Here is a 26922-nt window from a genome sequence, read left to right as displayed (position 1 = left end):
GGAACAAAGGCGCATGCGAGGGCCAACCGATGGACCTCGCACAGCATGACTTCAGCTATCGGTCAACGGCACAGCCAAGACCGAAATTCTCATGGCATCAACCCTCCGTCGTTGCCCAGGCCAGCATCTGCTCGAACAGAGTCTTGTAGCCGTTCCAGGCGATAAACTCCGGCGGAAGCCAGTGCGGGCCGACATCCGACGTCCAGACAAGCGTCCGGCCCGCGCCATAGGTTCCCGTCACCAACAGTGGCAACGAACCGTATTCGCCCGATACCGTCGCCAACACTTTGGCGTCCTGCTTGAGCGTCACTTCATTGAAGCCCAGGAGATAGGGCCAGTCGCCACCCAATCCCTTGAGGATCGGATGGGCCGCGTCGCCGGTGACGACAGGCGTAAAGCCCTCCGGAACCTCGACGCGGTCGTCAACCGCCATGCAGGCAACCGGTAGCACATCCTCGACGGGTGTCTTGCGATAACGGGCGCCGCCATTGATGCCCTGAAAGCTGTAATAGCCGCCGAACATCAGCAGCGCTCCGCCCTTCGCCACGTAATCGCGCAGGAGTTTCAGCCGGTTCGGCGTGCGCTTGGAATGGATCCAGGTATCGGGATGCAGAAGCAGCGTGTTGGCGCCGATATCCGACAGAACGATCGCCGAATATTCGTCAAGCGCCTCCGCCGTCAGCGGAAAGTCCCGCTGGGCCTCATGCGCCGGCATGAAGGTGACGTCAAAGGCACTGTCCTTCAGCGCATTCAGCAGCTCGTCGGCACCGGTATGATAGGTGACCGTCGGAAACTGATCGAAACCCTTGATGTGGGTCGCGGTCGAAATCCATGACTCACCCGCGAGGAGAACTTTTTTCTTGCTCATATCTGCTCCTTGTCTGCACCAGCGGCGATCAAGCCGAGGCGGAAAATACCGATTGGGGGTTGGAGATCAGCATTTTATCGATTGACTGCTGATCGACGCCGAGGCGTTTCAGCCGCGGCAGGAAATGTTTGAGAATGTAACCGTAGCCAAAGCCGCCGTAGCGGGTCAGCATCATCTTTAGGAAGACATCCTGGGACAGCAACAGCCGGTCGGCAAAGCCCATGTCGACAAGATTGCCGATAGCCCTCGCATTCTCCTCGTCGGATGGCGACTGGGCATTCTGATCAGCATAGTAATAATCCATGCCGATCATGTCGTATTCCAGGAAGGCTCCGCGCTCGGCAAGGCTCATCTGGTACCGAAGGTCATTGTGGCTGGGATTCATGTGGCAGAGCACGGTGTGGCGCAAATCCGCACCCTCTTCTTCCACCATATCGAGTACCCGATGGGCGAGGCGCTCCCAACCCGGAAGATGGATCGACAGCGGCAGTCCTGTCAGCCGTGATGCCCTTGCTGACGCCCGCAGCGACTTCTGCTCCTCGGCGGTAAAATCCTTGCTGACGCCGATTTCCCCGATGATGCCGGCCATGATCGCCGGCTGCGTTTCGCCGCCGCCGACATCGTTGACGATAAAGGCTGCGACTTCGTCAACATCCATGCCCTTCAGCCATTCGGGATGGGTATGTTCGAGGTAGAAGCCCGTCCCCATGATGATCTTCAGGCCGGACAGACGCGCGATGCGGTGCATTTGTTCCGCATCGCGGCCTATGCCGAAATTGGTAGTTTCCACCACCGTATGGCCACCGAGCGACTGGAACCGGCCGAGCTCGGCAAGGGCAAGATCGGCATCATCAAGCGAGACGTTGTCGCGGTTCATATAGGGGTTCATGCGCAGATCGCCGATGATCTCGATGCCGAGCGGCTGTTCGGCGATCGCGCGTTCATCGGGATGGCAAGGGCACTTCCAGGAACGGGCGCCGTCAAGGAAGATATGCTCGTGCATCAACGTCACGCCCATCTCAGAGACCGGGATCGGCCCCAGCACCGTCATGGCGCATCCTGTCTGCACGCCGATGGCGTAACGTGTCTTTTCGGTTTCGGGAAAAAGATGGTCCAGCATCGCTCAGCGGCTCCTGACCGCGCCCTTGAACAGGCGGAAATTGAGCCAGATCGCCACGAGTATGATCACCCCGGTCACGATCGGCGTGAAGAAAGGCGACATGTGCGACAGGATGAGACCATTGGCGATAACGGCCACGGTGAGCGCGCCAAGCACCGTGCCGACGATCGATCCGCGCCCGCCAAACAGGCTGGTGCCGCCCAGCACCACCGCCGCGATGACGTCGAGTTCAAAACCCTGGCCGGAGTTGGACGAGCCCGACCCCAATCGCGCCGCGAGGATGACGCCGGCGATCGAGGCCGCAACACCCGAGATCACATAGACGAACAGCGTCACCACACGCGTATTGACGCCGGCACGCCGCACCGCCTCCGCATTGGCGCCGATGCCGGTCGCGTAGCGGCCAAAGGGCGTCTCGTTGAAGGCGACATAGGCTGCGGCAAGGACAACGACCGCAATCAGCGCCGGCGCGGGAATGCCGAAGAACCAGGCCTGGCCTATGGCAGTGAACGGGCTTTCCGGATTGACGGGGATGGAATAACCGCCGGTAATGAGAAGCGCCAACCCGCGGATGACGGAAAGCCCGGCAAGCGTCACGATGAAGGCCGGAATACGCTCATAGGCGATGAAATAGCCTTGGATCAGACCGGTTACCGCACCGAGAAGCAGCATCAGCAGCACGGTTAGCGGCCAGGGAATACCGGCTTGCAGGCATGCGGCCGAAAGCGTCGCGGCCAGAGCCAGCACCGAGCCTACGGAGAGGTCGATCCCGCCCGTGGTGATGACAAAGGTCATTGCCGCGGCGACGATCAGGAGCGGCGCCGACTGTCTGACGACGTTCAGCAAATTCGGTGCCGTCAGGAAGACGTTGGTGAAAAGCGAAAAGAAGATGCAGACCACAATGAAGAACAGCGCGATCGACACGATGCCGCCATTGGCCATGGCCTTGTCGTAGAGGCGCGCCTTGCGCATGCGGGTCGACTGGCCGGTTTGGGCATGAGAAGAAGTCATGGTCATGCGGAAACGCCTCGATCTGGAGATGGGCCGGCGGAGCGCGCGGCGAACTTGCGGCCGACGATCAGGTTGACGACCTCTTCGATATTGGTGTCTTCGATCCGGCGTTCGGCGACATTCTGGCCCTCATACATCACCTGGATACGGTCGCAGACCAGGAACAAATCCTGTAGACGATGGGTGATCAGGATGACGCTGACGCCGCGGGCGCTGACGGTGCGAATGAGCTCGAGGACGGCTTCGACTTCGGCGACGGCCAGAGCCGCCGTCGGTTCGTCCATGATGAGTACTGATGGATCGAACGAAGCGGCGCGGCCGATCGCGATCGACTGGCGCTGGCCGCCCGACAGGTTTTCCACTTTCAGCCTGGTATCGGGAATGACGATACCGAGACCTTCGAGCATATGGCGAGCGCGCTCATGCATCGTTTTCTTGTCGAGCATCGGGATGCCCGCAAGCCTCCATCTGGGCTCGCGCCCGAGAAAGAGGTTGCCTGCCACATCGACGGAGTCACACAGCGAGAGATCCTGATAGACCATCTCGACATGAGCCGCCCGGGCGTCGGCCGGCGAGGCAAACGAGACAGCCCGCCCATCGATCTCGATCGTTCCCGAATCCGGGATGACCGCGCCGGACAGCACCTTGCTCAAGGTGGACTTGCCGGCGCCGTTGTCGCCGACGAGGCCGAGAACCTCGCCCGGTTTCAAGGTCAACGATACATTGTCCAGCGACTGCATCGTGCCATATCGTTTGGAAATACCGGTCATTCTGACGCGGTGGGTATCAGCGTTTGTCATCTCACTGCTGCCTTGCGGAAATGGCTCAAGCCATAATGCCATAATGTCACGGCCGAGACGATCGGCCATGACGTGACGAGAGGTCGGGGTTACTTGAACATGCCCCGAAACTTGTCGACATTTTCCTTGGTGACGATCGTCACCGGCACGTTGATGATCGGGTCGATCTTCTCGCCCTTCTTGACCTTAACCAAAGCCTCTACCGCTGCCTTGCCTTCGCCGGCCGGATCCTGCTGGATTACCGCGGTGACCCAACCCTGATCGATGCCTTCGACCGCCTGCTTGGTGAGATCCCAGCCGAATACCTTGACGCTGCCGGTCTTGCCCTGGCTGGTGACGGCGGCAACGGCGCCCAGCAGAGCCGGCTCGCCGGTTGCGTAAAGCGTCGTCATATCCGGATTGGCGGTAATGAGGTTTTCGGCAGCGCTCAGCGCTACGTCCTGGACGTTCTGGCCATCGACAGTATCGAGGAACGTGACCTTCTGCTCGCCTGCCTTGACGGCTGCCTTGAAGCCATCGAGACGCTGGTTCTGGATGAAGGAGTTGAGCGCGCCGACGACGCCGAGCTTAGCGCTGCCGCTCAGCTTGTCCTTGACGTAATCGGAATAATACTTGCCGATCTCTCCGCCGGCCTTGGTGTTGTCGACACCGACAAAGGCGATATTTTCGCCGTTCGGAATTTGCGCATCGATGGCGATGACCGGAATACCGGCCTTCTTGGCAGCGGTGATTGCCGGCTTGACCCCATTGACGTCGATAGCGATCAGGATAATGCCATCGACCTTCTGGGTAATGTAGTTCTCGATAGCGTCATTCTGCGCGCTGGGCACATTATTGGCGTTGAAGACGACAAGATCGACGCCGGCCTTCTTGGCCGCCTCTTTGGCGCCGTCATTGATTTGGTTGAAGAACAGTGCCTGTTGATTGATGGTCACGAGAGCCAGCGTATCGGCCATCGCCGCGCCGACACCCCAGGAAATGAAAAGGGTTGCGCCAATCGCGCAACCGGCAAGATATTTGTTAATTCGCATGATCGTTCCCCATGTTTTTGGATTGCACGGGGAGTATTCAAGTAACTTGAATTGTTGTCAAGTGACTTGAATATGCGGTTGTAGAAGGGACAAGCCATTCGCCTTGATCGAGAGCGTCTGCCTTAAAAGGTTGCCGGCGTATTGACCCAGAAGATGCTGGCGCGCTCCGCCCCCACGTTTCGATACCAGTGAGGGAGCTCGGAGTTGAAGACAAAGCTGTCGCCAATGGCCAGCCGGAAGGTGCGCTCCCCGACCATGAGCTCAACCTCACCCGCAAGCACATATCCAACCTCTTCGCCAACATGCTGAATAGGCCCGGCGCTTTGGCCTCCCGCCTCGATATGGTGGATGTTGCACTGGAGCAAATGGCCTTGAGAGTAGGGAATAATCCGCTCGAGAGAGATGCCTTCCCCTCTGCGCAACGGATCCAGTCCAATCAAGGGTCTCGTCCCCGATCGGAAGACGATGCCCTCTTCCCCGTCGGCCTCCTCGAACATCCAGCCGATATTCGTTCCGAGAACACCGACAAGTTTGTGCAGCATTGGCAGCGAAGGCGACGCCTTGCCGTTTTCGATCTTAGATAGCAGGCTTTCAGAGCAATCCGCGGCCTGCGCAAGTGCCTTGAGGGTCAATCCTCGTGTTTGCCGGGCAAGCTTTAGGCGACCGCCAAGTCGCACCGGATTGCTCAGTATCTTTTCCTCGCCGCGGTCTCCCGGTTTAGCCGGGGGCTCAATCATGTTCATCGTTTTTGTATCGCCGTTATGAAAGCCGAAGCTTAACTCCAGCCCAATGCCCATGTCTAGGCATAGCATATCGACAGCCGAACACGGCCCACCGCGACACCGGCGAGCGCGCCCTGGCCCCACCGCCAGCCCTTATGGCACGATTCATGGTATCGTCAGCCCGGCGCCTCCGAGTGCGGGCTCCAAATGCCCCTCTGGCGAGAGCCGCTATCCTTTAGAAGGAGCGGCGTCCCAAGTCTTTGAAATTCCCCGAACAATCTGAAGATTTTATCCGACAAGCCGTCCCGAAGAGTCTGCCGACAGTGTCAGCTCCATGTTTCAGGGTAGTGTTCTGGTTCGGTCAGCCACACCATTTATGCACGGCAAGCGCGATCGCCTTGGTGCAATCGACGAGGTCGCGCACCGATACACGCTCATTCGGTTGATGCGCCTGAGCCGGGTCGCCCGGTCCGAAATTGACCGTCGGCGTATTGCCAAGTGAGGTCGGGAGCCCGATATCGCTGTGCGCTCCGAACCCGGAAAGCGCCGGCGATAGATCGGCGGCTTTGACCGCTTCCTGAAGCAACTGTACGAATGGATTATCGGCCGGCACCTCGGCGCAATCGGCATCGAGGATCCATTCGACCCGCGCCGGATGCTGGCGCAGATACGGATCCGCCTGGCAGATGTTGCGGACATGCTCCTCGATCTCGCGCTTCACATGACCGCCGAGACCGAAATCGTCCTTTTCACTCGGCAGATATTGCGCATCGATGATGATCTCGGCCTTGCCGGCCATCGACGATGGATGCTCGCCCGCCTTGAGTTGGGTAACGATGATCTGGTTCGGCAGGTCCATGAGCGGATGGTTCTTCTTCGGGTCGAACATCCAGCGGCGGTTGAGGATATCGATGCCGTCAAGCATCTGGCGGCAGAGCTGCACCGCATCCACCGGGCCGCTCGTGTACCAGGAATTCGGCGTCAGCTCGGCATGACCGCCGATACCGTCGATGATGATCTTGCCCCACAGAATGCCGTGGCAAAGTGGGGCGATGCGATTGGCGGTGGGCTCCGTCATAATGCCGGCGTCAGCCCGGAAGCCGCGATCGACCATGGCAAGAGAACCCATGCCGCCGATCTCTTCATCGACCACCGTCGTGAAAACCACATCGCCCTTCAGCGGGACATTCAACTCCTTCAGGATCTCGACTGCCATCAGCATGCAGGCGACCCCGCCCTTCATGTCGACAGTGCCGCGGCCATGCAGGAAGCCATCCTTGAGGATGGGGCCAAAGGGATCGGTCGTCCAATGCTCGGGCGCTCCAGGCGGCACGACATCGATGTGACCCGTGAGCATGATGGAGCACCCGCCGCCGGTGCCCTTCAGCACGCCGCCGAGGTTCGGCCTTCCCTCGAAGGTCCTGCCCTTGTTTGCACCCGGGCGTCCCTCGTATTTGGCATAGAGCGCCGGACCATCCGGATCCCACAGATCAGTGGTAAAGCCGAGGCTTTCGAGACGCTTTTGAAGATAGAGCTGGCAATCGCGCTCGCCGGGGCCGGCTTCCTTCGGGTTCGATTTGACGATCGACGGGAAAGAGACGAGATCGCTCAGCGTTGCGACGATGCGCTCATGTGCGGCCTCGACCCGTTCGGCAATCAGTTTTTCAATGGATGGCATGGTTATCTCCAGCGTTTCGAAAGGCGGTCTATCAACAGGACGGCGATCAGCAGCGCGCCGACGATGCCGACCTGCCAGACCGTATTGACGTTCAGTTGCAGCAGGCCGGTTTTGAGAGTGATCAGCAGAATGACGGCGGCGAGAACGCCGCCAACTCCGCCGACGCCGCCGGTAATGGCGACGCCTCCGAGCATCACGGCCGTCAGGGATTCAAGTTCGAGGTTCTGCCCGATATTCGGCCGGGCGCTGCCGAGCCAGGCGATCGAGACGAGCCCGGCAAGGCCGGCCAAGGCGCCGCTGAGCGCATACATGGTGAGCCGGGCGCGATCGACCGGAATACCCACAAGCCGCGCAGAACGTTCGTTGTAGCCCATGGCGAAAATCCAGCATCCCCATGCCGTTCGCATCAGCAGCAGGGAACCGACGGCAAATACCGGAACGACAATGGTAATGAAGGGAACCGGCAAACCGAAGACCACTCCCCTTCCCCATGTCAGCAGCCAGACGGGGACGCCGGATTGCGCGGCTCCACCCGTCAATGCGACGGCGAGGCCCGAGTAGATGAAGAGCGTCCCGAGTGTGGCGATCAAGGGGAGTATGGAGAGGCGCGTCACCAGCAGACCGTTGAAGGCGCCGAGCGCCGCTCCGGCAACGATGCAAACAAGCGGGATAGCGAGCAGCGGCATGCCGCTCTTGACCGCAAGCATGGTGATGACCGCCGATAGCGACGCGATCCCGCCGACCGAGAGATCGATGCCCGCACCGCCGGCGAGCACGACCAAGCCCTGCCCCAGTGCCACAAGCGCCAGAATGGTCGAGAACTGGAGGATGGTGGTGACGGTTGCCTCGCCAAACATGGATGGCTTGAAGAACGCAAGCAGGATGACCACCGCGATCCAAAGGGCCGCCAATAGAAGCAGGATGCGAGAGGAACCGTTCATTGCTGGATTGCTGGTCATCCGCGCATCCACTTCGTCTTCAGTGCAACGAGTTGCGAGGTCGGCATCTCCAGTGCGAGGACGCCGATGAGAAGGGCGCCCGTCACCACCGGCTGCCAGAGCGAGGGCACGCCGACCAGCAGCAGGCCGTTCTGCAGAATTCTGAGAAGAATGACGCCAAGGGCCGTGCCGATGAGGCTGCAACGGCCGCCCATGATGCTGGTGCCGCCGAGGACGACGGCGGCGATTGCATCCAGCGCCAGTGTCGATCCGATCGCCATTTCCACATTGCGGTAGTTGGCGACGTAAAAGCTTGCGGCAAGACCGGTCAGCGCACCGCTGACGACGAAGGTCGCAAGACGTACCTTCGTCACCGGAACGCCGGACAGACGCGCCTTCTCCTCGGAATTGCCAATCGATAGAAGGTGCGGGCCGAAGGGCGTGCGCCGCAATGCAAGCCAAAGCGCGAGATAGACGATGGCGATGGCAATGGCAGCAAGGGGGATGCCCAAGACCGTCGCTCCCAGGAACCCTGTCAGGTTGGTCGGCAGACCCGACAGCCACTGGCCGCCGAGCAATGCAAAGACCGCCGTTCGATAGACGCCGAAGAGACCGAGCGTCCCGACGATTGCCGGGATGCGTCCGATGACGACAACGCCGCCGGTTAACAGGCCGAGGGCCGCGCCGATGGCCGGGCCCAGCAACGCCGCGGGCAAGGCACCCCAACCCGCGAGCAAGGCATTTGCGACGCCGATTGCGGCAAGACCCATGACGATGCCAATGGAGACATCGATGCCGCCCATGGCAAGCAGCAGGGTCATGCCGAGACCGATGAGCATCAATTCGATGCTGTTGCGGATGATGGTATCGATATTGCCCATTGTCGCAAAAAAAGGCGATGCGACGGTGAAGACGAGCGCGGCGAGAATGATTGCGCTGAATAGCGCCCATTCACGTCCGCCCATGGCTAGGAAGTGTGGACTGGACCGTCGCATTGCCTGATCATCCACGTTCAGAAGTTGAACTTGTCGACATTGTCGGCAGTGAAGATCGCTGGAGGTCCGAGCAGCAGGATGCCCTTGGCTGCGTCGTAGGTGACGGGAGCAGCAAAGCCCGGAACCGTATTCTCAGCCGCAAAGGCCTTGCCGTCGATCAGCTGCTTGCCGGCCCAAACAGTCAGATAGCCGAGTTGCGCCGGATCCCACAGAACCGTGAAGCCGAAGGCGCCGCTTTTCAGATAGGCGCGTGCGGTATTCGGGCTGCAATAGCCGGTACCGATAACCGTGCCGATCTTGCCCGCCGTCTCGATGGCCTGCGCCACGCCAGGGCATGTCGAGGAGGCAACCGCGATGATCGCCTTGAGATCGGGGTTGGCCGTCATGAGGTCACCGGCAATCTGGCCGGCGCGCTGTGCGGTGCCGCCGGCATATTGCGGCTCGAGCAGCTTGAGCTTGGGATATTTGGCAGCGGCACGCTGCTTCATGAAGCCGATCCAGGCGTTGAGATTGGATGCCGTTGCTTCACCTGAAACGATACCGATCTTCGCGTCGTCTCCGACCCGCTTGACCAGTTCATCGATGATGGCGCCGCCGAGACCTTCATCGGTCGCCTGCGCGACATAGACGGCACGGCCGCTATCGGGAGCATCGCTGTCGCTGGTGAACAGCTTAACGCCCTTCGCCTTGGCGGCCTCGACCACGGGCGCGATGGAGGAAGCGTCGAGCACGCTGACGGAAACAGCATTGACGCCTTGGTCAATCAGGTTCTGCACGATCTGGAGCTGGTCGACGGGGTTCGTATCGACGGGACCGGAGTAGATGAAATCCACGCCAAGGTCGTTGGCAGCACGCTTGCCGCCTTCTTCCATGGCATTGAAATAGGGAATGCCGATCAGCTGGGGCACGAACGCAACTTTAGGCTTGTCCTGCGCGACAGCCGCCGATGCAAGAGCCAGGCCCAGTGATGATGCTATGAATGCCTTTTTGAATTGATTGAACATTTTATGATCCTCTGGAGATTGGACGCGCTTTTTTATTTGTTGTTTTCAAGCGCCCGCACGTCGGGATGAGCGCCTGTTATGAGGGAGACGATTTCTTCGGGTGTGGTTTCGAGCCGCCGTCTTTCGGCGACCTTGCGGCCTCGGCGGAAGATGACCATGCGGTCGGCAACCTCGAAGACGTCGGCAATGTTGTGGCTGATCAGCACGACCGCGCAGCCGCGCTCGGCAAGTCGCCGTGTCAGCGACAGTACCTTGCGTGTCTCGGCGACAGCGAGCGCCGCGGTCGGCTCGTCCATGATGACAAGCCTGGCATTGAGATTGAGGGCACGGCAGATGGCGACCGCCTGGCGCTGACCGCCGGACAGACTGCCGACCGGTGCCTCGGGATCGGAAATATGGGCCTCAAGCTCATGCAGAAGGGCATCGACGCGCTCACGCATTTCCGTCCGTCGTAGAAAAGGGATGCCCAGCACCGATCGCTTCAATTCGCGGCCGAGGAAGACATTTTCGGCGATCGACAGGTTCTCCGACAGAGCAAGCTCCTGGAAAATCGTGGCAATACCGGAGCTTGCCGCATCCTTCGGCGAGGAGAAATTGACCGGCTGACCCTCCACAAGAAGCTCGCCGTCACTCTGGGCGTGGGCGCCGGCCAGGATCTTGACGAAAGTGGATTTGCCGGCGCCGTTGTCGCCGAGCAGAGCCAGGACTTCGCCGCGGTTGATGTCGAGATCGACGCCGGTCAGCGCCGCCAGTGCGCCGAAGCGCTTGCTGATGCGGTTTGCCCGCAGGAATGGCTGTGTCATTGTCGATCCCCTTGCTTGGTGGGCCTCATGCAGCATGGCTGACCCACCGCAGGATGTTCTTCCAAAGAGTGGCGTAGCCCGGCCAGGCGACGAATTCGTTCGGCAGCCAGTGCGGCCCGATATCCGAGGTCCAGGCGACCGTGCGGCCCTTGCCGTATCCGCCGGTCACGAGCAACGGGTGGCCGCCCTCGGCTTCGGGCAGCGTGGCAAGAACCTCGACGCCGGGTTGCTGCTTGACGACGACCTCATTGGCGCCGAGAAGCAGCGGCCATTCGCCGTCTATACCGGCCAGAATTGGATGTTTCTGCTTGATCTCAGCCCGAAATCCCTCCGGAATTTCAAGCCGATCGTCATACGGCAGGCAGGTCACAGGCAGCGCTTCTTCGACCGGCGTCCGGCGCCAGCGCGCCTTGCCGTCGATGCCCTGGAAACTGAAATAGCCGCCGGCCATCACCAAGCCGCCGCCCGCGGCGGTCCAATCGCGAATGATCTTCAGCCGGTTTGCCACGGGCTTGCCGTGTAGCCAGACGGCTGGCGGCAGAAGCAGGGAATTCGCACCGATATCCGAGAGGATGATGGCCTGATAGGCGGACAGTTCTTCCAGCGAAAACGGAAACTTCTCCACCGTGTCATGCGCGGTCATGTAGGTGATGTCGAATTCGCTGTCCTGGAGTGCCGCAACCAGCGGCTCCGCACCGAGATGGAAGGTGACGCTGCCAAATTGATCGAAGCCCTTGTAATGAGTGGCCGAGCTCACCCAACTCTCTCCGACCAGCAGAACCTTAATCGTCATCATCATCTCCTTGCGTAACTTATGTTGGACATGGCGGTCACATCTGGACCGCGGTTTTTGCTTCGATCGATGGCAGCAGGGCCTCGATCTCGTCGGCGTTTGCCGGCCGTCCCTGTGCGCCTTCGGCAGTTGTCGTCAGGCTGGCACCGATCGCGGCGTGGCGCGCCGCTTCGGCAAGCGACTTGCCGTGCAGCCAAAGGCTTAAGAATATCCCCGCGAAGGCGTCGCCGGCCCCAGTGGCATCGACCCGCGTCACGGGTAGTGCCGGAACCTCGATGGTCGTGCCGCCGCCTTTCTTGAAGACGACAGCTCCGAATTCACCGAGCGTCAGCACGACATCGCCACGCGTCTTGATCCGTTTGAGAATGTGTTCCGCTTCATCCAGCATGGATGCCAGCGGCGTGCGTATGCCGAAGACTTCGCGAAACGTCTCATCGTTGATGAAGGTCAGATCGACTTGCCCGATAAGATCGGCAAAGGCTGCCGGCGTCCGCGAGCCGGCGGGAAGCCCGGCGGTGTGCAGGCTCACCTTCCAGCCGGCGGCATGAAACCGAGCGATCGAAGGGATCATCCGTTCGTAGTGAAAACCTTCAATGTGAACGCAGGAAAAGACGCTGGCCGGAGCTATCTCCATGTTCTCCGTCAGATCGATCTCGCTCAGCTCGAATGTCTCGTGGATGATCGTCCTGCTGCCATTGGCCTCGATGATCACGATCGCCCGCGGCAGGCGGTTCTTGATGGGCCTGCGAATGGGGAGAACATTGACGTTGCGTGCCAGCAATTCGGCAAGTGCCCATTCGCTGTCGCCGTCATCGCCAATTGCCGTCGCAAGGTCGATCTGAAGCTCGTAGGGGGCGCCGACGCCAGCGGCGGCCACTGCCAGATTGGCGGCGGGGCCGCCGAGCGCCTTGTTGATATGCTCGGCCGCCACGCGATCATCGCGATGGGGAAGAACGGGGACGCGGCAGAGATAGTCGAGGCAGATATGGCCGACGACGAGCAGCCGCGGATTGCCCTCTTTTGCCTGAACCGTCTTTGCTGACATCATCGGCAGGGAGCGAGCAAACACGCTCGGACGATAGGCGAGCTTCTGGATAGCCGCCTGAATCCGGTCTGCCGTCTCGGTCTTCACCGGAACCGTTCCATTCAAGAAATTGGAGACGGTTCCAACCGAAACCCGGGCGGCGCGTGCAACATCGGCAATTGTCGGACGTCCCTTTTTCATGACTCTTCCAATCATTGAAACGCTTCAAATGCTATGAAGCGGATTGCGGCGAGTCAAAGAAATCGAAATCTAATTTGCCGTCCGATTCAGCGAGTTCTGCGCAAACAGATCGAAATTTCGCAGAAGATTCGACCACGCCGGCAGGAAATTGAATTTTCTTCAATTCATGCTTCTGGCGCCGTGATGTAGGCGCGGGCCATGTTGCAGCGCTCGACAGCTATCAGCGAGTGAGGTGTTGATTTACCTTGAATGGTCCGGCCAAACTTCTTGCCGCGAGCCGGCGCTAAGCGGGCTGTCTTCTTCACGCCTGCAGTCCGCGTTCCCCCGCGCAATTGTCGAGGAGATTGAATATCGCTCGATAATGCCCCCTCAGGACTTTGCCATTTCACAACAAAGTCAGGAGCATCGCAGTTACCGACAGCCAAGGAGGATGCTCGAGGTGTCACACAACGTTATGAAACCTCTGCCATTGAACCGGAGACGGAGATCCATTTTATGATTAAAGCGACAAGACTTCCTTCCTTGACGACCACGCTACTTATCTCAGTTGCATCGGTTGTTCCCTCATGGGCGGAGACGCTCAACGCCATCAGCCTCTTTAGGGAAGGCAAGGCCGCAGGCAAAACAGGTGTTGCTCGCAAGACAAGACCTGTCGATGCGCGCCCTGCACAAACAGGCGAGATCATCATTACGATCATCAAGGGCCAGGTCGCCCGAAACCGTCAATGAGCGGCCCTGTTTCAATTGAAGATGGCTTCGTAGATTATTCCGTCCTTATCTCTCGCCACTGGGACAAGAAAGATATCAAGAATGCCAAGTGTGGCGTTCTTCAGCCTGTAGATCTGTTGTGGTAGGACAACCTTCGAAGCACTGCGGAATAGCAGCGCGATTGGAGCTCTGGTCATCCCCGCAAAACCGCGCTCCGGCAACGGGCGCGCCTCTGTCAGCGTGAAAACAACGGTCCCTGCTCCCATATCGATATCGAGCCCCTCGCCAACGCATTGGGCAAAATGATCCAGCGTTAAAATCCACATCCTAACCGCCTAGTCGCTGTTGCGCGTCGAAACTTAACTCTTCGAACTTGATCAAGAGTTTGGGGGGAAACAAGCGATGTTCAACAGTATTAATCCGCAGCCTCGCTTTGAATATCACGCAGGACCGCCATGCCGTTCAACGCTCCGCCACCCGTGAAGTAGTGGGAAGTGGTCGAACATCGCGCGATCCTACCTGCACTGTAATTGAGGAAGGAGCCGAAACACTGAACATGGACGCGCCCGTGTCGCAAGCCGGGGCCATTTGCGATGTTCCGTCTCGTCATGTATGCGGCCTCGGACACGGGGCATAGCAAGGCGGCCGATCCCGCGATGGCCCCTGCCCGAAACGAAAGATCTTGCCGCCGGAAAAGGGTTAGGCCATGTGAAGCTCGACGCTTTGCGGAAAGAGGTTGCATTGCTTCGATGGCCGTAAGATATCAGAGGCTGCCCCGGCCGCCAGCGCTCACATCCCAGCGCAGCCGTGCATTTGCTCGCGCTCCCCTGCGCATGAACTTAACATCTTGAAAGGATCGATAGTTCGACTATCCGAACCGGCCATCACGAGATGCAAGACTGGGTTGAATCATCGTGCAACCAATAGCTTGAAGCTAGCATTGAAGAGAGAGATGGCCTCGATAGGCGGAGCAGAAAGCGCACCGATGGCGCCTTCCCCATAGCTACAAGGGGTCTCAGTGCGGGATGTCGCTGTCAAGCCTGTCTGGCCTTGCGGTTGGCGTAACGCCGATCGCGATCAGCCTTTCGACCGTCTTCGATCTCGCGAGCGATGCGTTCCTTTTCGCCCGCTTCGGTTTCGGCCTGGACAGTCGCGGCTAGCGCCGCTTGCTGCTTGGCCGCCTCTCCCAATAGCCGCTCCTGCTCCTCAAGCTTTAGTCGCGCACGAGCAAGGTGCCGCTCTTCCCTGGCCGCAACGATGGCCATGCGTTCCGCGGCCCTTGCCGCTTTCGCTGGCTCGGCTGCGTTCTGCGCTGCGCGATAGGCAGCCAGCTGGGCGGTCTTTGCCTGCGCGGCGATCGATAAGGTCGTTGTTTTTGCCGTTCTTCAAATTCTCTATCCTGGGACCGGGGTTAAAACCTATCAGGACTTCCTGGCGCGTTTGACCAAAAGCGAGGCGGTTGCCGCAGTGCGATCCTGCAATTCCTTTGCGAGACGCGCTTCACGAAGACGCAGAGTCTTTTCCTCGCGCGAACGGGTCAGGAAGTCGAGTTCATCGACAGCATTGTTGCGGGCGAAGAATTGCGACTGCAAATCGTCGAACGCACTCTCCGCCTTCTGGCGAGATTTGCTAAATGTCTGTGTCATGGAGCTTCCTGGGTTGATGGCACTGACAGCGCCAATAAAAAAGGTCAGGCGGTTTGCCTGACCTTGGGGGATCGTGCTCTCAACAATGCCAGTACATCCGTGGTCAAGGGAAAGCCGATACCGAGTGCCTTAAGCAGCCTGGAGATTGCAGGCCGACATTTTGCCCGACTTGACATCGCGCTCCAGTTCGAAGCCGATCTTCTGGCCCTCCACGAGTTCGCGCATGCCGGCGCGCTCGACGGCTGAGATGTGGACGAACGCATCAGCGCCGCCATTGTCAGGCTGGATGAAGCCGAAGCCCTTGGTGGAATTAAACCATTTAACTGTGCCGGTGTTCATGATGAACCCTTTCATAGCAATAGAGAGACCACAACGCTTGCGCGTTGCAGTTGGTGGACAGCGATTTTTGAAAGGAAGGTTCGTTCAGGGCACGGTGCCAAACGCGCGGTAACCAAAGCTCAGCAAGCAAATATCGATAACCGTATATAGGTAACCCACAGCGAGATGTCAACTTTTAGTTTTTCAATCTAGTTTATTTCTCTATATGGTTGCATGTCGCATAGCTTACATCCCTACGCCATTTTCCATCACGATTGTGTAGTTCAGCAGGTGGCCTCCGCACCGGTTGACAACCAGTTCCCGCCACTGAGGCATGATGGCCGATAGATAACATGGGGCGGCCGAGTGTCTTCGGCCGGTCATGCGCCCGTGCCGCCTACGAAGCCAAGCGACTTCAATTCCTGCAATCCTGCAAGATATTTCTCCCGCTGCGCTTTCGGCTTTGCGAGTGGCGCAGCGAGAACGACGTCCTTGTCGGTCGTGGACAACATGTTGTAAATCCAGGGAAGCCAGGGATTGCCGGCAGGAATGCGGCCTTCCCAGCCACTATCGAGCTTGCTTCGCTGTACGATGCCCTGCGTTTCGGGATCGAGACGAAAAAGCCGCCCCGGAATGCCTGCGCTGTCGAAGCTCGCGAGACGTGCTTCCGACAGGTCCAAAGCCCAGTCTGTCGATCGGTAGAATTCCTCGCGGGAGCGATCATAGAGGCTCTGTGCCTGCGCGCCTGCCGAAAACTCGACGATCGTATTGATCTTGAGAGAAAAGATATTGCCGGTCAGCTTGACGTGCGAAAAAATCGTGCCCCAGGCTATCACCAGATCATTCGCCGTGCACTTCGCGATCTCCACGCCCTCCACCCGTGCAGGCCCGAGTTGGCATCCTACAAACCGGCTGTTGGATATTCTCACGTTTCGCACGACGGAACGGGATCCGTTCGACTGATGCTGCGAGAGCAGGCAGTTATCGATCACGCATCCATCGAGTTGGATATCGGCAACGACGCGGTCCGCACGCGGATCCTTGATCATGCTGAAAGTCTGATTCTGATAGGAAATCATCGCGGGAATACCGTATTCGTTGGAAGGCCGGGGTGATTGATATGTGTTGTAGTGCGTCCGTAGGATCGCGCCAAGTGGCCTGGTAGCCAGGCTTGCGTCGTGATCTTGTACGTACCACCGGCACCCACGAAATCCGGAGACTGGATGCACTGGCCATTGCGACCGCGCGACATTCCCCTATGTTTCAGGGTTGGATCGTTCTGCAGGATTTGCGCTGCCCGCCGTTCGACAGCTTTGCCATAGGAGGTTGCGGCGAGACCATCGCGAACGACGAGATGGTTGTTGTTGAATTCCATATGAAATTCACCCAGCAGCCATTTTGCGGTAACCCGCAGTTGGCGCAAAATAGTTAAGGGATTTCATACGCATGGCTCTGGCTCATCGGGCCAGCGCCAAGCGAGAGACCGGCCAAATCCTATTGGAACACAACAGAGAATCTTGAAGCCCCAATTCTCATAGTTGAATGCCAACCCCGAACCAAACCGCCGCATTCTTACAATTAACTGCCAAGCGATACCTGTTGCTACAAGAGTGTCGACCGCCGCTCGTGGTTCCGGCATTGATTCTTTGCGCAGTTGCAGAAAAACCTTTCGAACTGGAGGCACCTGAGGTGTCTGTCCTCGATGCGAAGGCCCGACACGTGATCAAACATCCGCTGGGTGATGCCGAAGAGTGTCATCCCCCTTCAAACGCGCCTGGCAATTTTCTGATCGCGAGGCCTCATCGGGGTTGCGACGAGCGAGAAGAGGCCCTTCCGACCGATCAGCCGTTCGTGCGCTATCCGCCTGATCCCTCCTCCTACTGCTAAACAGCGTTGACCGGCGCTTGCCGCGTTTGATCTCGTTGTGGCCTGACGGTCGAGGATCGCTAGTGGAGGATGCCATTGGAACCGTCGAACTTCCCATGATGGCACAAGCAAATATCGAAAGTCCGCCGCCCAAAGCCGACCTATTGGCTTGAGCCAACGTGACCGCGTCGTCGTTTGCGCAAACCCGACAAAGAGCAGCCGCGACTTGTCGATGACGATTGCCAGACGGCCGGCGAAAGGAACAAAAGGATCGCAAACACCGTTGTTTGACGAGGTTAACCAGATGGTGTCATCATGTTCAACATCACAAAACTCATCTCCGCCGCCGCGTTCGGCAGCGTCATTCTCGGTTCGTCACTGACCCCCGCCGGCGCGCTCCAGTTGCGGGAAGGTGCGGCCGCGGGCAGTCACGACGACGGCCGTGGCGTTTCGGCCTATACCGACGACGGACATGGCGCGGCCGCGCAAGAGGCATCTGTCCTGTCCGCGAGGGAAGTACGGCACATTAAGTGGTGCGCAGCCAGCTACCGCCTTCGTTACGATCCCGTGAGCGACACTTATTCCCGTGGCAGCATGAATTTCCAATGCCTCTCGCCGCGATAACCTTCATCGTGGCGGCTCACGCCAGCGCAATCGCAATCCCCTGTCCGCTTGGGACAGGCTGACAAAAAGTCGATGGTGTTGTCGATTTTGAACGGTGTCGAACGTCTATAGGATGGTGAGAGCGAGGAGAACCTCAATGGCATCGTCCATAAACGTCTAAGGAATATATGCTGCCGCGATAGTAAGCGACCTTCGAGCCGCCTTGACATGGTACGGTCGTTTCATAGGCAGACCAGCCGATGACCATCCACTCCCAAACACGGCGCAATGGCGAAACATGGGTTTGCGGGTGGCCTCCAGCTCTAGTGCGACGAGGAGCGCGCCGGAAAAGCCGTGACGACCATCGTCATGACCGATCCCGCCGACGAAAAAGAACATCTGTCTACGGAAGGCATGCTGCCCGAGACGGAGGCTTGCGGATCCTTTGGCGCCGTTGCGGGTTTCTTTGATGAGGAGAACAACCTGATCGATCTGACTGAGCCGCCGAAAAGCTGATCCGAGCCCAAAATGCCTGCCACTTTTCAAGGGAGCGAAACACATGAATATGAGTGAGTTGAAACCTGCTACGGAACTGGCTGCGAAGCGAGTGTCCCGGTTCAAGAATGAAAGCCCGCAATATTCCGAGGCCAGAACGGCGCTGCTGGCAGAAGAAATCGAAGTCCGACGTCACCTCACCCGTCTTGCAGAGCAACGGCGGCATTTACCCTCCGGTCCGGTTGTCGAAGAGGATTATCGTTTCAAGGACGAGAATGGCAGCGAGATCGGGCTTGCGGAGCTCTTCGGAGATCACGACACGCTTGTGACCTACTTCTGGATGTTCGGCCCACAACGCGATCGGCCCTGCCCGATGTGCACAAACTTCCTTGGCGGGGCGAATGGAAACGCGGCCGACGTCAAACAACGGGTCGCCTTCAAGATCGTTGGCCGAAGCCCTGTGGAGCGGCAACGGGCGTTTGCCGTGGAGCGAGGGTGGCGTGACCTCGATTTCGTTCAAACCATAGGTGACGACTATGCCCGAGATTTAGGCCTGCTCGATAGCGAGGGTCACGAATATCCGGGCTTCACGGTTTACCAGAAGGATGGCTCAGACGTTCACGTCTTCTACAACGCCGAAATGCCCAGCGAAGCGGCCGATCCCGGCCAGGATCCGAGAGGCGCTGTCGATATCGCACCGCTATGGAATATTCTCGATATGACCCCGGCCGGGCGTGGCGCTGACTGGTATCCGAAACTAAGCTACTGACACTCAACTTCCGGGGTCGAACCTAGTCCAGGCTATGGAGAGCACTTCAGTATGTCGACATGTCGATGGAAGAGCTTCCATTCACCCTCTTGCCGCGCGAGTTTCGTCGTGTCTTTGATATGCGCTCAGCACCGCGCGGACGGCCTGGTAGGAGCAAGGCTGCCCGGTTGAAATCATTTCTGTTGTATGAGTTTTACATCGGAGGCTTTGGACCTCCACACAGTCATCCTCGAATATCCATCAACCTGAGCAACCTTTGGAATTTTTGATCTGCGATTGTCGAAAAGGTGGACCTCGGTTCGTCTACTGCGAGAGGACACCGGAGACAAATCCAAATGAAGTTGTATTTCAGCAGAAACCCCAATCCGCGCCTTGCAGTTGCCGTTGCGCGATTCTTGGAAACAGATATCGCCTTCGAGTTCGCCGCACCGATGGCTCCCGGACAATCGGAGCGATATCTGCCGCTCAACCCAAACCTTCTTTTGCCGATTTTGGAGTACTCCGGTCGAACGCTCTGGGAGAGTGATGCGATTGCCTGCTGGCTATCCAGGCATGCCGGCTCAAACTTCTGGAGGACCGATGATGACGAACCGCAGATGATCCGCTGGATCAGCTGGGCGAAGGAGAACTTCATGAAGGCGTGCGACATCGTCCATTGGGAGCGCGGCACGAAGCTGCGCTACGGCATCGGGCCCTGTGACGAGACGATGGTTGCGGAAGGCCTGAGACAATTCCACAAAGCAGCAGTCATTCTCGAAAGTGAGCTGGCCGATCGACCATGGATCCTCGGCGAAACGATCTCGTTTGCCGATTTTCGTATGGCGACATTCCTGCCGTACAACGACGCAGCACGCCTTCCGATCGAGGACTATCCCGCGATAAAGCGCTGGTCTGATCAACTAAGCCGGATCGAAGCCTGGCGCGATCCGTTTTCTGGACTGGTGGCGCCGTGTCTGCCGCCGCTTCCCAACTGAAATAGGGCTCCTCCACACTGTCCAATTCGAAGAATAGAGCACGGACGGTCTTCTACGTGAACGCGGCAAGCCCCAGCAAGCAGGCTTCCCGCATACCGCCCCGATACACGCTCTTGATGGGATCCAACCTGCGGACCCTCAAAATACCGAGGTAATATCAAAGGACGACTATCCAGCAAAATCGACAATATAATGCCGTCCTCAACCGAGGTCGGAAGTATGAAATCTCGCTTTTTGGACGCATGTTTCCGTCAAGCACAGCTTCCTCGCCTTGATGAGGATTGATAGGCCGCTCGGCGGACTTGGGCCGATGGCTATCGTCCTGAGCCCGACGTGCCGAGCGCCGTCTCACGAGCTGCCAATGCGATGATCCATTCCTTCGTGCGCTCCACGGAATAACGGCGGCTTTTGGCAGGATCGATCACCAGAAATTCGCGGTAGGAACTCGTCCGTTCCTTGAATGGCAATCTCACCAATTCGCCAGTTTCGATAAAGCCCCGCACATAGGGATGCCAGCCGAGGGCCACCCCATGGCCGAACCGAGCCGCTTCGAGGACCATGGCATAAGTCGTCAACCGGCGGACGACAGGTGCGCTGTCATGATCCAGCCAGAGCTGCCAGTCCATCAGAGGGCTCGTGTAGTTCGCAAGCTGCAACAAAGGAGCTTTGCCAAGGCTGGGCAGATCCGAAATTGAATGAGAACGGCAAAATCCCGGAGAAGCCACAGGATAAATTTCCTCCTTCAGAAGCGCGTGACTCTCGAGACCGGGCCAGTCGCCAGTCCCAAACCGGATCTCCAGATCGAAATTGCCATGCCCGAATTCCGGCAGTTCATCGACACAGACGAGATGCAGTCGGATGTCGGGAAACGTTGAGTAGAATTCGCCAAGCGCCGGCATGAGCCAAAGCGAGGCGGCGGCGACATTTACCCTCAGGGTGACAACACCATCGTCATCGCGGGGGAGAGCCTTGGCCGCGCGTTCTATCGTTTCGAAAGTGGCTGAGACGACACCATAAAATGAAGAGCCTGCTGCTGTCAGACGGATTTTCGTGCCATTCCGCTCAAACAGCGCCGTGCCGAGGATAGCCTCCATCTGAAGGATCCGACGGCTGATGGCCGGCTGGGCGACGGACAATTCTTTGGCCGCCCTGCTGAAATTCATGAGCCTGGCCGCTGCCTCGAACGCGATGAGGTTGTCGAGCGGGCCAATCGTCTTTCTAAGGTCCATGATGCGATCCTGTCGGCAAATGTGACTGACGAACTGCCGTTCTTATAAGCGTACATTATAAGACGCATCATTTTTTTCGTCGTTCTCCAAAGTGCTTGCGTAGCGCAATCTCCAGGCTTGGGCAACTTGCCCCAATCTAGATAAGGGAACTTCATATGAATAAGCTGAAGGCATTAGTCAGCGCCTCCTTGGTTGCCGTTTATTCGCTGATGGCAACTGGAGCCGAAGCCCAGGAGCCGATCGATACGCTAGCCGGCATCAAAAGCGCCGGCGTCCTCAAGGTCGGAATGGCGGATTCGGTGCCGGCTCAACAGAAGAACCCGGTCTCGGGTGAATGGGAAGGCTTTAATGTGGACATGGCCAACAACCTGGCCAAGGCGCTTGGCGTCAAATTGGAGATTGTCGACACGACCTGGGCGACGGTCATCCCATCGCTGATGCAGAAGCAATATGATATCGCGATGGTCGACATGTTCCGCACGCCGGCACGCGCGATGACCGTCGATTTTACCGATAGCTACATGACGACAGGCAATACGTTTCTGGTCGGTGCAGATCTCAATGTCACGAATTGGAAGCAATTGAACGACCCCCAATACACGGTCGTGAGCATTGCCGGCATGGCCGCCGTCGCACAGACCGATCGTCTCCTGCCCAATGCAAGCAAGAAAACCATCGTATCCGACAATGCCGTTGCCGGGCAGCTCGAGGTCGCGGCCGGCCGAGCCAGCGCACACTTGAGCGATCTCCTTCAAAACGCGCTGTTCATGAAGGCCAATCCGAACGCGAAGGTCAAGGTAATCGGCACGGATGCCCCGATCGAAGCGACCGGCTATGCCTACGCCACGCGCCCTGGAGACTACCACTTTCTCTCCTTCCTGAATACTTGGATCGCCTACAACACGACAACGGGGTTCATCTCGGATACGAAGCAGAAGTGGTACGGCATCAAGTAACCCGAGCTCGAACCATGTTGGACAGCCTTATCCTCTACGGGCCGGCCCTGCTGCGCGGCCTGTCCCTGACCATGTTCTATTTCGTGCTCGGGGCCGTCGGATCGATGGTTCTCGGATTGCCAGTCGCCTTGGGGATTGGCAATCCGGCAAGACTGGTCCGGTATCCTGCAATCACCTTCGTTGAGTTTTTTCGTAATACCCCGATCCTGGTGCAGCTTTTCTGGATTCACTTCGCGCTGCCCGCGATTACGGGAATTTCAACGACGGCCGAACAGACTGCCGGCATAGCAGTGGTCGTGGTGATGACGGCCTATATGGCCGAGGTCTACCGCGGCGGCTTCAATGCGGTCGCCAAAGGCCAGCTGGAAGCGGCCTCTGCGCTTGGCCTGCGGCCGGCGCAAAAGTGGCGATTGGTCATAATTCCACAAGCGATCGCGATCGCGATGCCGGCGATTGCCAACACGCTCATCGCCTTGCTGAAGGCGACGGCAATCCTGTCGATCCTCTCGGTCCCCGAGTTGATGCGAGTGACGAGCCGCATCAGCGATTATACGGCAGACCCCATCTTCTTCTATAGCGCAAGCGCCGCGATTTACGTCGCCTGCGGACTGCTGCTCTCGCTCTGCCTCTCAATGGTCGAGAGGCGGTTCAATCGCTGGAGGGTCATTTGAGCTTTGATCTGAATACGCTCATCTCCACTGCGCCAGCTCTGCTTCACGGCATATGTCTAACTGCGCTCATCACGTTTCTCGCCTTTGTTACTGCCAGCATCTTCGGCCTTTTGGGCGCCTCCGTTTCATGGTCAAATGCACGCATTGCTGCTTGCTGCTCGAAGGCTTACATTCAGGTTGCCCGGGCAACACCAGAGATGATCGCCATCTTCTGGGCCTATTATTGCCTGCCGATCCTTCTGGGTGCCAGCCTGTCGGGCCTGGCCTGTGGTGTTCTCGCACTGGGCTTGATTGGCGGCGGTTACATGGCCGAGATTATCCGCGGCGGCGTTCAGTCAGTCGAGCGTGGGCAATGGGAGGCGGCAAATTCTCTTGGCCTGCCTCGCTACATCACGTGGAGCCTTATAATCGCACCTCAAGCCATTCGAAAAATGGTGCCCGCAATCCTCAATTACTTCACCGATCTTCTGAAGGCGACCACGCTTCTCGCTGGTATCGGTGTGAGCGAAGTCGCCTACGCCGCCTATATCAGTGGCTCGGCCTCGTTTCGATACCTCGAACCCCTCACCGGGGTCGCGATCCTATTTTTCCTGATCATCTTCCCGTTGAGCGTTTGGGCACGCAACCTGAACAGCTCGTCACACATTCATCCAAAGAGTAAGTGAGCATGAGCGACACCCTACGATATCTCCCTTTCGAATCCGTCTGGAAGATGCGCATTGATCATCCTTATTCGCTGTTCGTCAGGGACGGAAACCTCCTCTGGTCCTGCGGGCAATGTCCACTTAATGAAACCGGGGAGGTGCTTCACCCCAACGACCTTTTCGCGCAGGCCGCTGAGGTGTCGGCTTTCATCGATCAGTTCCTGTCGAAGATCGACGCCGATCGTTCGCACATCGCCCAGCTTGTCGTCTATCACGTCAAGACCGGCGGGACGGATGCTCTTGAACTTCGGCGCCTCTTCCGTGAACGCTTTGGCGAGAAAGTGATCGTGCTTCCGGTTTCCATCCCGCATTTCTACTATGACGGCATGATGATCGAAGTCGACGTCTATGGCTCAACTCTGAACAAGGTCGTTCGAACTCTCACCGACAACGAAACCGGCATAGAGTTGCAGATCGTGGACAGCGGGGAGATCGTATGGGCAGGAATTCTAGGCCCACGGGAAGTCCAGTTGGAAGCGGCTTTGAACCGGCTGCTCACCCGTGCAGATCTCAGCCTCAATGCGCTTCTCTCGGAACAGTGGTTCGTTACCACCGACCGCTTGGGCGAAGAGGTTCGTCTATTGACGCATACAAGCGGCACCGACCCTCGCCAGATCGTCGGCATCCGTGACGACGGATTTCCAATGGTCGCACAGCTCACTTTCTCAAGAGACATGGTCACTCGTGAACAGTTTGCCGCTTCCAGTCACCTGATCGAGGGAGTGGACATCCGACTGACCCGCACCGAAGGATATTTCGATCTCACTGGGACCTGCGAAGAAAGCATCGGCCTGGTGCAGGACACACAACGCATCATGAGTGCGATAGAATGGACACTGAAACATTCGGGGCTTTCGTTCTTCGACGTGCGTAAGGCGACAACGCATTATGTGGCCGGGAGCTCAGCGGAAGAGCTGCATGACAATATGAGCATCCGCAATCGATATTATCGGAAGCCTGGTCCCGCATCGACCGGATTGCCGGTCTTTTCCTTCCCCATGGCATCCTCGCCCATATCCATAAGACTGCTTGGACGGCGGCCAGGGGCCATCCCGAATGTGCCCGGTGATGGCGGCAACCGCCGATGAGCGTCGAAAACCTCGTGCTGCCCTCGGGGGACATCATCGTCGCTCATCGCTTTGGTAATCCCGGAATACGACCCTTCGTCTATTTGCAAGGAGGATTGCATGCCGACGAAGTTTCATCGACAGTCGCCCTGGAGCAATTGGTGCGACTTCTCGGAGAGCTTGTTGGGGGAAGCTGTATCCGAGGCGAGATCGTCGTCCTTCCACACTGCAACCCGATAGGGCTGAAGCAATTTTTACTTGGGCGTCATCAGGGAAGATTTTCCTTGTCGGATGGCAGCAACTTCAATCGCGGTTTTCCCGATATGGCAGCTATGCTTCGGCCGGTGCTGGACGCGCCTTCAGCCGACTTTGGCAGAGACCGCGTAGCCGAGCTTGGCCGGCACATTCTCACAAGGCAAGGCACGACGGGTCCAACAAGGGCGCTTCAAGCCGAACTCATGCGCCTGTCCTGGGGCGCAGACTATGTCATAGACGTACATGCGGACATGGAGGCGTCGGTCCATATCTACAGCTCGGCCGTGTCGTGGGCAAAGCTTCGGACGGTAGCGGGGCGGTTGAGTGCCCGGGTCGTCATACTTGCCGAGGAGTCGGCCGATCGTCCGTTCGACGAAGCACACAGCAGAGCCTGGCAAGATCTCGGGCTTCCATCATCGACGGCAAGCTGCACTTTGGAACTTCGCGGACTTTCCGATGTTTCGGCGGAGACGGCGTCCAACGACGCGCTCGGCTTGTTGCATTTCCTTGGCGATATCGGCGCCGTCGAAGTGGCTGCGCCCTCGCCGCCCGATCCCGATACAAAGACGATCTCGCTTGAGGATCTCGAGTTTGTTGAAAGCCCACAAAGCGGCATTGTCATGCATCTCGTGGACGTGGGAGCACCCGTGACGAAGGGCGATATCGTCGCCAGAATATTTGATCCGACCAATCCTAGCCTCGATAGCGCGTGGACTGATGTGGCGACCCAGCGCGACGGGTGTGTCTTTGCAAGATGGCACCAACGCGTCATTCAGGCAGGCATGCCGATTTGCAAGATTGCCGGTTCGGGCCTGGGCGGCAAGCGGGAGACACGCCTGTCCGATTGAGCTAACTCGTGCCAAATCGCGTGCTCAAGGCACCTGAGTGGCCCAATCCTCAATGCGCAGTCCGGGCGTGTGCTCAAACACGCGCCGGTTATTTGTGACCAGTATCAATCCCCTCGAGCGCGCGTGACCGGCAATCAACTGTTCGAATGGCCCGATCGGAAATCCGCTGCGCGCAAGTTCCGCGCGAAACTGACCGGTGTCCTTCGCTGCCGTCTGTCCATAATCGAGTACATCGAGGCGCACAGCAAAGCCTTCCACAACAGATAGATTCCTTTCGGGAATAGCGGACTTGTCCGCACCATATATCAATTCCATCAGAGTGACGGAGCTGATACGCAACGGACCGGCGTCGCGGCGAAGAGCATCACGCACCTTCTGCGGGCGATTTTCTATCGTGAATATGCAGGTGGTGGTGTCCAGCATCTATTTGAGCATCAACACGCCTCGCGCTCCTGCACGGGTGGCTCATAACGCTCGTTCACAAAATCCGGTGACGGGGCTTCGCCTTCGAACCAGCTGTCCCAACCTTCGCCGGCAGGGGTGCTAATCCTCGTGCGTCCGACTGCACCGATGTCAACACGTTTCACGTCATCCGGCGGGGTGACGGCCTTTGGCAATGGCAACCATGTCATCGCGAAATTCTGCGGGCCGTCCTCGTTCGAACCGTCGAAGGTAGTATCCGTCGCCTTCGTTGATCCGAAGTGGACTTGTTTCGACCGCATCGAAGACTCGTCGATCTCGACCTCGGAATCCCTCAGAAACACCTTCACTGCTTCACTCGTGGCGGCCTTCACATCGTCTGCGGCAAGCACTTCAATCGCCAAA

32 protein-coding genes are annotated in these 26922 nt (G+C 58.3%); 10 read left to right on the top strand and 22 right to left on the bottom strand.

Annotated elements, in window-relative coordinates; translation table 11 throughout:
• Window positions 1-97 precede the first annotated feature (97 nt).
• The 13 genes from ACIQJ2_RS25750 to ACIQJ2_RS25690 form a co-directional block, all read right to left on the bottom strand.
• Window positions 98-868: a glutamine amidotransferase gene (locus tag ACIQJ2_RS25750; RefSeq protein ID WP_400677660.1), complete on the bottom strand. Its 771-nt coding sequence runs from the start codon at window positions 866-868 to the stop codon at window positions 98-100.
• Between the two features lie 28 nt (window positions 869-896).
• On the bottom strand, window positions 897-1988 hold the full coding sequence (locus tag ACIQJ2_RS25745; protein ID WP_400677658.1) for a phosphotriesterase: 1092 nt from the start codon (window positions 1986-1988) through the stop codon (window positions 897-899).
• A 3-nt stretch (window positions 1989-1991) separates the two neighbouring features.
• Window positions 1992-2999 (bottom strand): ABC transporter permease, encoded by a 1008-nt coding sequence (locus ACIQJ2_RS25740; RefSeq protein WP_400677685.1) that lies wholly within the window; start codon window positions 2997-2999, stop codon window positions 1992-1994.
• A 2-nt stretch (window positions 3000-3001) separates the two neighbouring features.
• Entirely contained in the window at window positions 3002-3799 is a 798-nt protein-coding gene (locus ACIQJ2_RS25735) for an ATP-binding cassette domain-containing protein (protein WP_400677656.1), read from the bottom strand.
• A gap of 89 nt (window positions 3800-3888) precedes the next feature.
• Window positions 3889-4830 (bottom strand): substrate-binding domain-containing protein, encoded by a 942-nt coding sequence (locus tag ACIQJ2_RS25730; protein ID WP_199148212.1) that lies wholly within the window; start codon window positions 4828-4830, stop codon window positions 3889-3891.
• Window positions 4831-4952: 122 nt separating this feature from the next.
• On the bottom strand, window positions 4953-5567 hold the full coding sequence (locus ACIQJ2_RS25725) for a cupin domain-containing protein (protein WP_199148241.1): 615 nt from the start codon (window positions 5565-5567) through the stop codon (window positions 4953-4955).
• A gap of 346 nt (window positions 5568-5913) precedes the next feature.
• Entirely contained in the window at window positions 5914-7230 is a 1317-nt protein-coding gene (locus tag ACIQJ2_RS25720; RefSeq protein WP_400677654.1) for a M20 family metallopeptidase, read from the bottom strand.
• Between the two features lie 2 nt (window positions 7231-7232).
• A complete protein-coding gene (locus ACIQJ2_RS25715) occupies window positions 7233-8189 on the bottom strand; it encodes an ABC transporter permease (protein WP_400677652.1) in 957 nt (318 codons plus the stop codon).
• Window positions 8186-9163 (bottom strand): ABC transporter permease, encoded by a 978-nt coding sequence (locus tag ACIQJ2_RS25710; protein WP_400677651.1) that lies wholly within the window; start codon window positions 9161-9163, stop codon window positions 8186-8188. The genes ACIQJ2_RS25715 and ACIQJ2_RS25710 overlap by 4 nt, the downstream gene beginning before the upstream one ends.
• A gap of 17 nt (window positions 9164-9180) precedes the next feature.
• Complete coding sequence (locus ACIQJ2_RS25705; RefSeq protein ID WP_077467249.1) at window positions 9181-10167, bottom strand: autoinducer 2 ABC transporter substrate-binding protein; 987 nt, start codon at window positions 10165-10167, stop codon at window positions 9181-9183.
• A gap of 32 nt (window positions 10168-10199) precedes the next feature.
• Complete coding sequence (locus tag ACIQJ2_RS25700; protein ID WP_400677650.1) at window positions 10200-10970, bottom strand: ATP-binding cassette domain-containing protein; 771 nt, start codon at window positions 10968-10970, stop codon at window positions 10200-10202.
• Between the two features lie 25 nt (window positions 10971-10995).
• Window positions 10996-11763, bottom strand: a complete 768-nt coding sequence (locus ACIQJ2_RS25695; RefSeq protein ID WP_400677649.1) for a glutamine amidotransferase — start codon at window positions 11761-11763, stop codon at window positions 10996-10998.
• A gap of 37 nt (window positions 11764-11800) precedes the next feature.
• Window positions 11801-12988, bottom strand: a complete 1188-nt coding sequence (locus ACIQJ2_RS25690) for a PfkB family carbohydrate kinase (RefSeq protein WP_400677647.1) — start codon at window positions 12986-12988, stop codon at window positions 11801-11803.
• A gap of 495 nt (window positions 12989-13483) precedes the next feature.
• On the opposite strand from ACIQJ2_RS25690, the gene ACIQJ2_RS25685 reads away from it, so the two are divergent.
• A complete protein-coding gene (locus ACIQJ2_RS25685; protein ID WP_400677646.1) occupies window positions 13484-13717 on the top strand; it encodes a hypothetical protein in 234 nt (77 codons plus the stop codon).
• Window positions 13718-13728: 11 nt separating this feature from the next.
• On the opposite strand, the gene ACIQJ2_RS25680 is transcribed toward ACIQJ2_RS25685, so the two are convergent.
• From ACIQJ2_RS25680 to ACIQJ2_RS25655, 6 genes are all read right to left on the bottom strand, one after another.
• Window positions 13729-14022, bottom strand: coding sequence for a DUF6916 family protein (locus ACIQJ2_RS25680; protein ID WP_400677644.1), 294 nt, complete (start codon window positions 14020-14022; stop codon window positions 13729-13731).
• 708 nt (window positions 14023-14730) lie between these two features.
• Window positions 14731-15027, bottom strand: coding sequence for a hypothetical protein (locus tag ACIQJ2_RS25675; RefSeq protein ID WP_400677683.1), 297 nt, complete (start codon window positions 15025-15027; stop codon window positions 14731-14733).
• A 90-nt stretch (window positions 15028-15117) separates the two neighbouring features.
• Window positions 15118-15342, bottom strand: coding sequence for a hypothetical protein (locus tag ACIQJ2_RS25670; RefSeq protein WP_199144452.1), 225 nt, complete (start codon window positions 15340-15342; stop codon window positions 15118-15120).
• A gap of 129 nt (window positions 15343-15471) precedes the next feature.
• Window positions 15472-15681, bottom strand: coding sequence for a cold-shock protein (locus ACIQJ2_RS25665; RefSeq protein ID WP_199144450.1), 210 nt, complete (start codon window positions 15679-15681; stop codon window positions 15472-15474).
• A 359-nt stretch (window positions 15682-16040) separates the two neighbouring features.
• The gene (locus ACIQJ2_RS25660) at window positions 16041-16739 is read right to left on the bottom strand and encodes a hypothetical protein (RefSeq protein WP_400677643.1); all 699 of its coding nucleotides are present in this window, start codon (window positions 16737-16739) and stop codon (window positions 16041-16043) included.
• A complete protein-coding gene (locus ACIQJ2_RS25655; RefSeq protein ID WP_400677642.1) occupies window positions 16736-17035 on the bottom strand; it encodes a hypothetical protein in 300 nt (99 codons plus the stop codon). Before ACIQJ2_RS25655 ends, ACIQJ2_RS25660 begins: the two co-directional genes overlap by 4 nt.
• Window positions 17036-17841: 806 nt before the next feature.
• Between ACIQJ2_RS25655 and ACIQJ2_RS25650 the strand changes: the two genes are divergently transcribed.
• The 4 genes from ACIQJ2_RS25650 (at window position 17842) to ACIQJ2_RS25635 (ending at window position 20367) form a co-directional block, all read left to right on the top strand.
• Window positions 17842-18150, top strand: a complete 309-nt coding sequence (locus ACIQJ2_RS25650) for a hypothetical protein (protein WP_400677640.1) — start codon at window positions 17842-17844, stop codon at window positions 18148-18150.
• Window positions 18151-18498: 348 nt separating this feature from the next.
• The gene (locus ACIQJ2_RS25645) at window positions 18499-18645 is read left to right on the top strand and encodes a hypothetical protein (protein ID WP_400677638.1); all 147 of its coding nucleotides are present in this window, start codon (window positions 18499-18501) and stop codon (window positions 18643-18645) included.
• Window positions 18646-18688: 43 nt separating this feature from the next.
• Window positions 18689-19393, top strand: a complete 705-nt coding sequence (locus tag ACIQJ2_RS25640; RefSeq protein ID WP_199144440.1) for a DUF899 family protein — start codon at window positions 18689-18691, stop codon at window positions 19391-19393.
• Window positions 19394-19728: 335 nt separating this feature from the next.
• Window positions 19729-20367: a glutathione S-transferase family protein gene (locus ACIQJ2_RS25635; protein ID WP_400677681.1), complete on the top strand. Its 639-nt coding sequence runs from the start codon at window positions 19729-19731 to the stop codon at window positions 20365-20367.
• Between the two features lie 314 nt (window positions 20368-20681).
• On the opposite strand, the gene ACIQJ2_RS25630 is transcribed toward ACIQJ2_RS25635, so the two are convergent.
• Entirely contained in the window at window positions 20682-21596 is a 915-nt protein-coding gene (locus ACIQJ2_RS25630) for a LysR substrate-binding domain-containing protein (protein WP_400677636.1), read from the bottom strand.
• 155 nt (window positions 21597-21751) lie between these two features.
• On the opposite strand from ACIQJ2_RS25630, the gene ACIQJ2_RS25625 reads away from it, so the two are divergent.
• The 5 genes from ACIQJ2_RS25625 to ACIQJ2_RS25605 are packed head-to-tail and all read left to right on the top strand — an operon-like array spanning window position 21752 to window position 26097.
• The gene (locus tag ACIQJ2_RS25625) at window positions 21752-22552 is read left to right on the top strand and encodes a substrate-binding periplasmic protein (protein WP_400677634.1); all 801 of its coding nucleotides are present in this window, start codon (window positions 21752-21754) and stop codon (window positions 22550-22552) included.
• 14 nt (window positions 22553-22566) lie between these two features.
• Window positions 22567-23223: an amino acid ABC transporter permease gene (locus ACIQJ2_RS25620; RefSeq protein ID WP_400677632.1), complete on the top strand. Its 657-nt coding sequence runs from the start codon at window positions 22567-22569 to the stop codon at window positions 23221-23223.
• Complete coding sequence (locus tag ACIQJ2_RS25615; RefSeq protein ID WP_400677630.1) at window positions 23220-23888, top strand: amino acid ABC transporter permease; 669 nt, start codon at window positions 23220-23222, stop codon at window positions 23886-23888. Before ACIQJ2_RS25620 ends, ACIQJ2_RS25615 begins: the two co-directional genes overlap by 4 nt.
• Window positions 23889-23890: 2 nt before the next feature.
• Window positions 23891-25015 carry a RidA family protein gene (locus ACIQJ2_RS25610; RefSeq protein WP_400677628.1) on the top strand — a complete coding sequence of 375 codons (1125 nt, stop codon included), beginning with the start codon at window positions 23891-23893 and terminating at the stop codon, window positions 25013-25015.
• Window positions 25012-26097 carry a succinylglutamate desuccinylase/aspartoacylase family protein gene (locus ACIQJ2_RS25605; protein WP_400677627.1) on the top strand — a complete coding sequence of 362 codons (1086 nt, stop codon included), beginning with the start codon at window positions 25012-25014 and terminating at the stop codon, window positions 26095-26097. The genes ACIQJ2_RS25610 and ACIQJ2_RS25605 overlap by 4 nt, the downstream gene beginning before the upstream one ends.
• Before the next feature lie 24 nt (window positions 26098-26121).
• Here the strand turns inward: ACIQJ2_RS25605 and vapC are convergent, their stop codons facing one another.
• Both vapC and ACIQJ2_RS25595 read right to left on the bottom strand, forming a co-directional pair.
• Window positions 26122-26520 (bottom strand): tRNA(fMet)-specific endonuclease VapC, encoded by a 399-nt coding sequence (gene vapC / locus ACIQJ2_RS25600; protein ID WP_400677626.1) that lies wholly within the window; start codon window positions 26518-26520, stop codon window positions 26122-26124.
• 11 nt (window positions 26521-26531) lie between these two features.
• Window positions 26532-26909, bottom strand: coding sequence for a hypothetical protein (locus ACIQJ2_RS25595; protein WP_400677624.1), 378 nt, complete (start codon window positions 26907-26909; stop codon window positions 26532-26534).
• Window positions 26910-26922 lie beyond the last annotated feature (13 nt).

The sequence above is a fragment of the Rhizobium sp. NPDC092011 genome, from assembly GCF_044756305.1.
In the GTDB taxonomy this organism is placed as follows: domain Bacteria; phylum Pseudomonadota; class Alphaproteobacteria; order Rhizobiales; family Rhizobiaceae; genus Rhizobium.
Note: the sequence above shows the minus strand (reverse complement) of the source record. Positions and strands in the feature narration are given on the sequence as shown.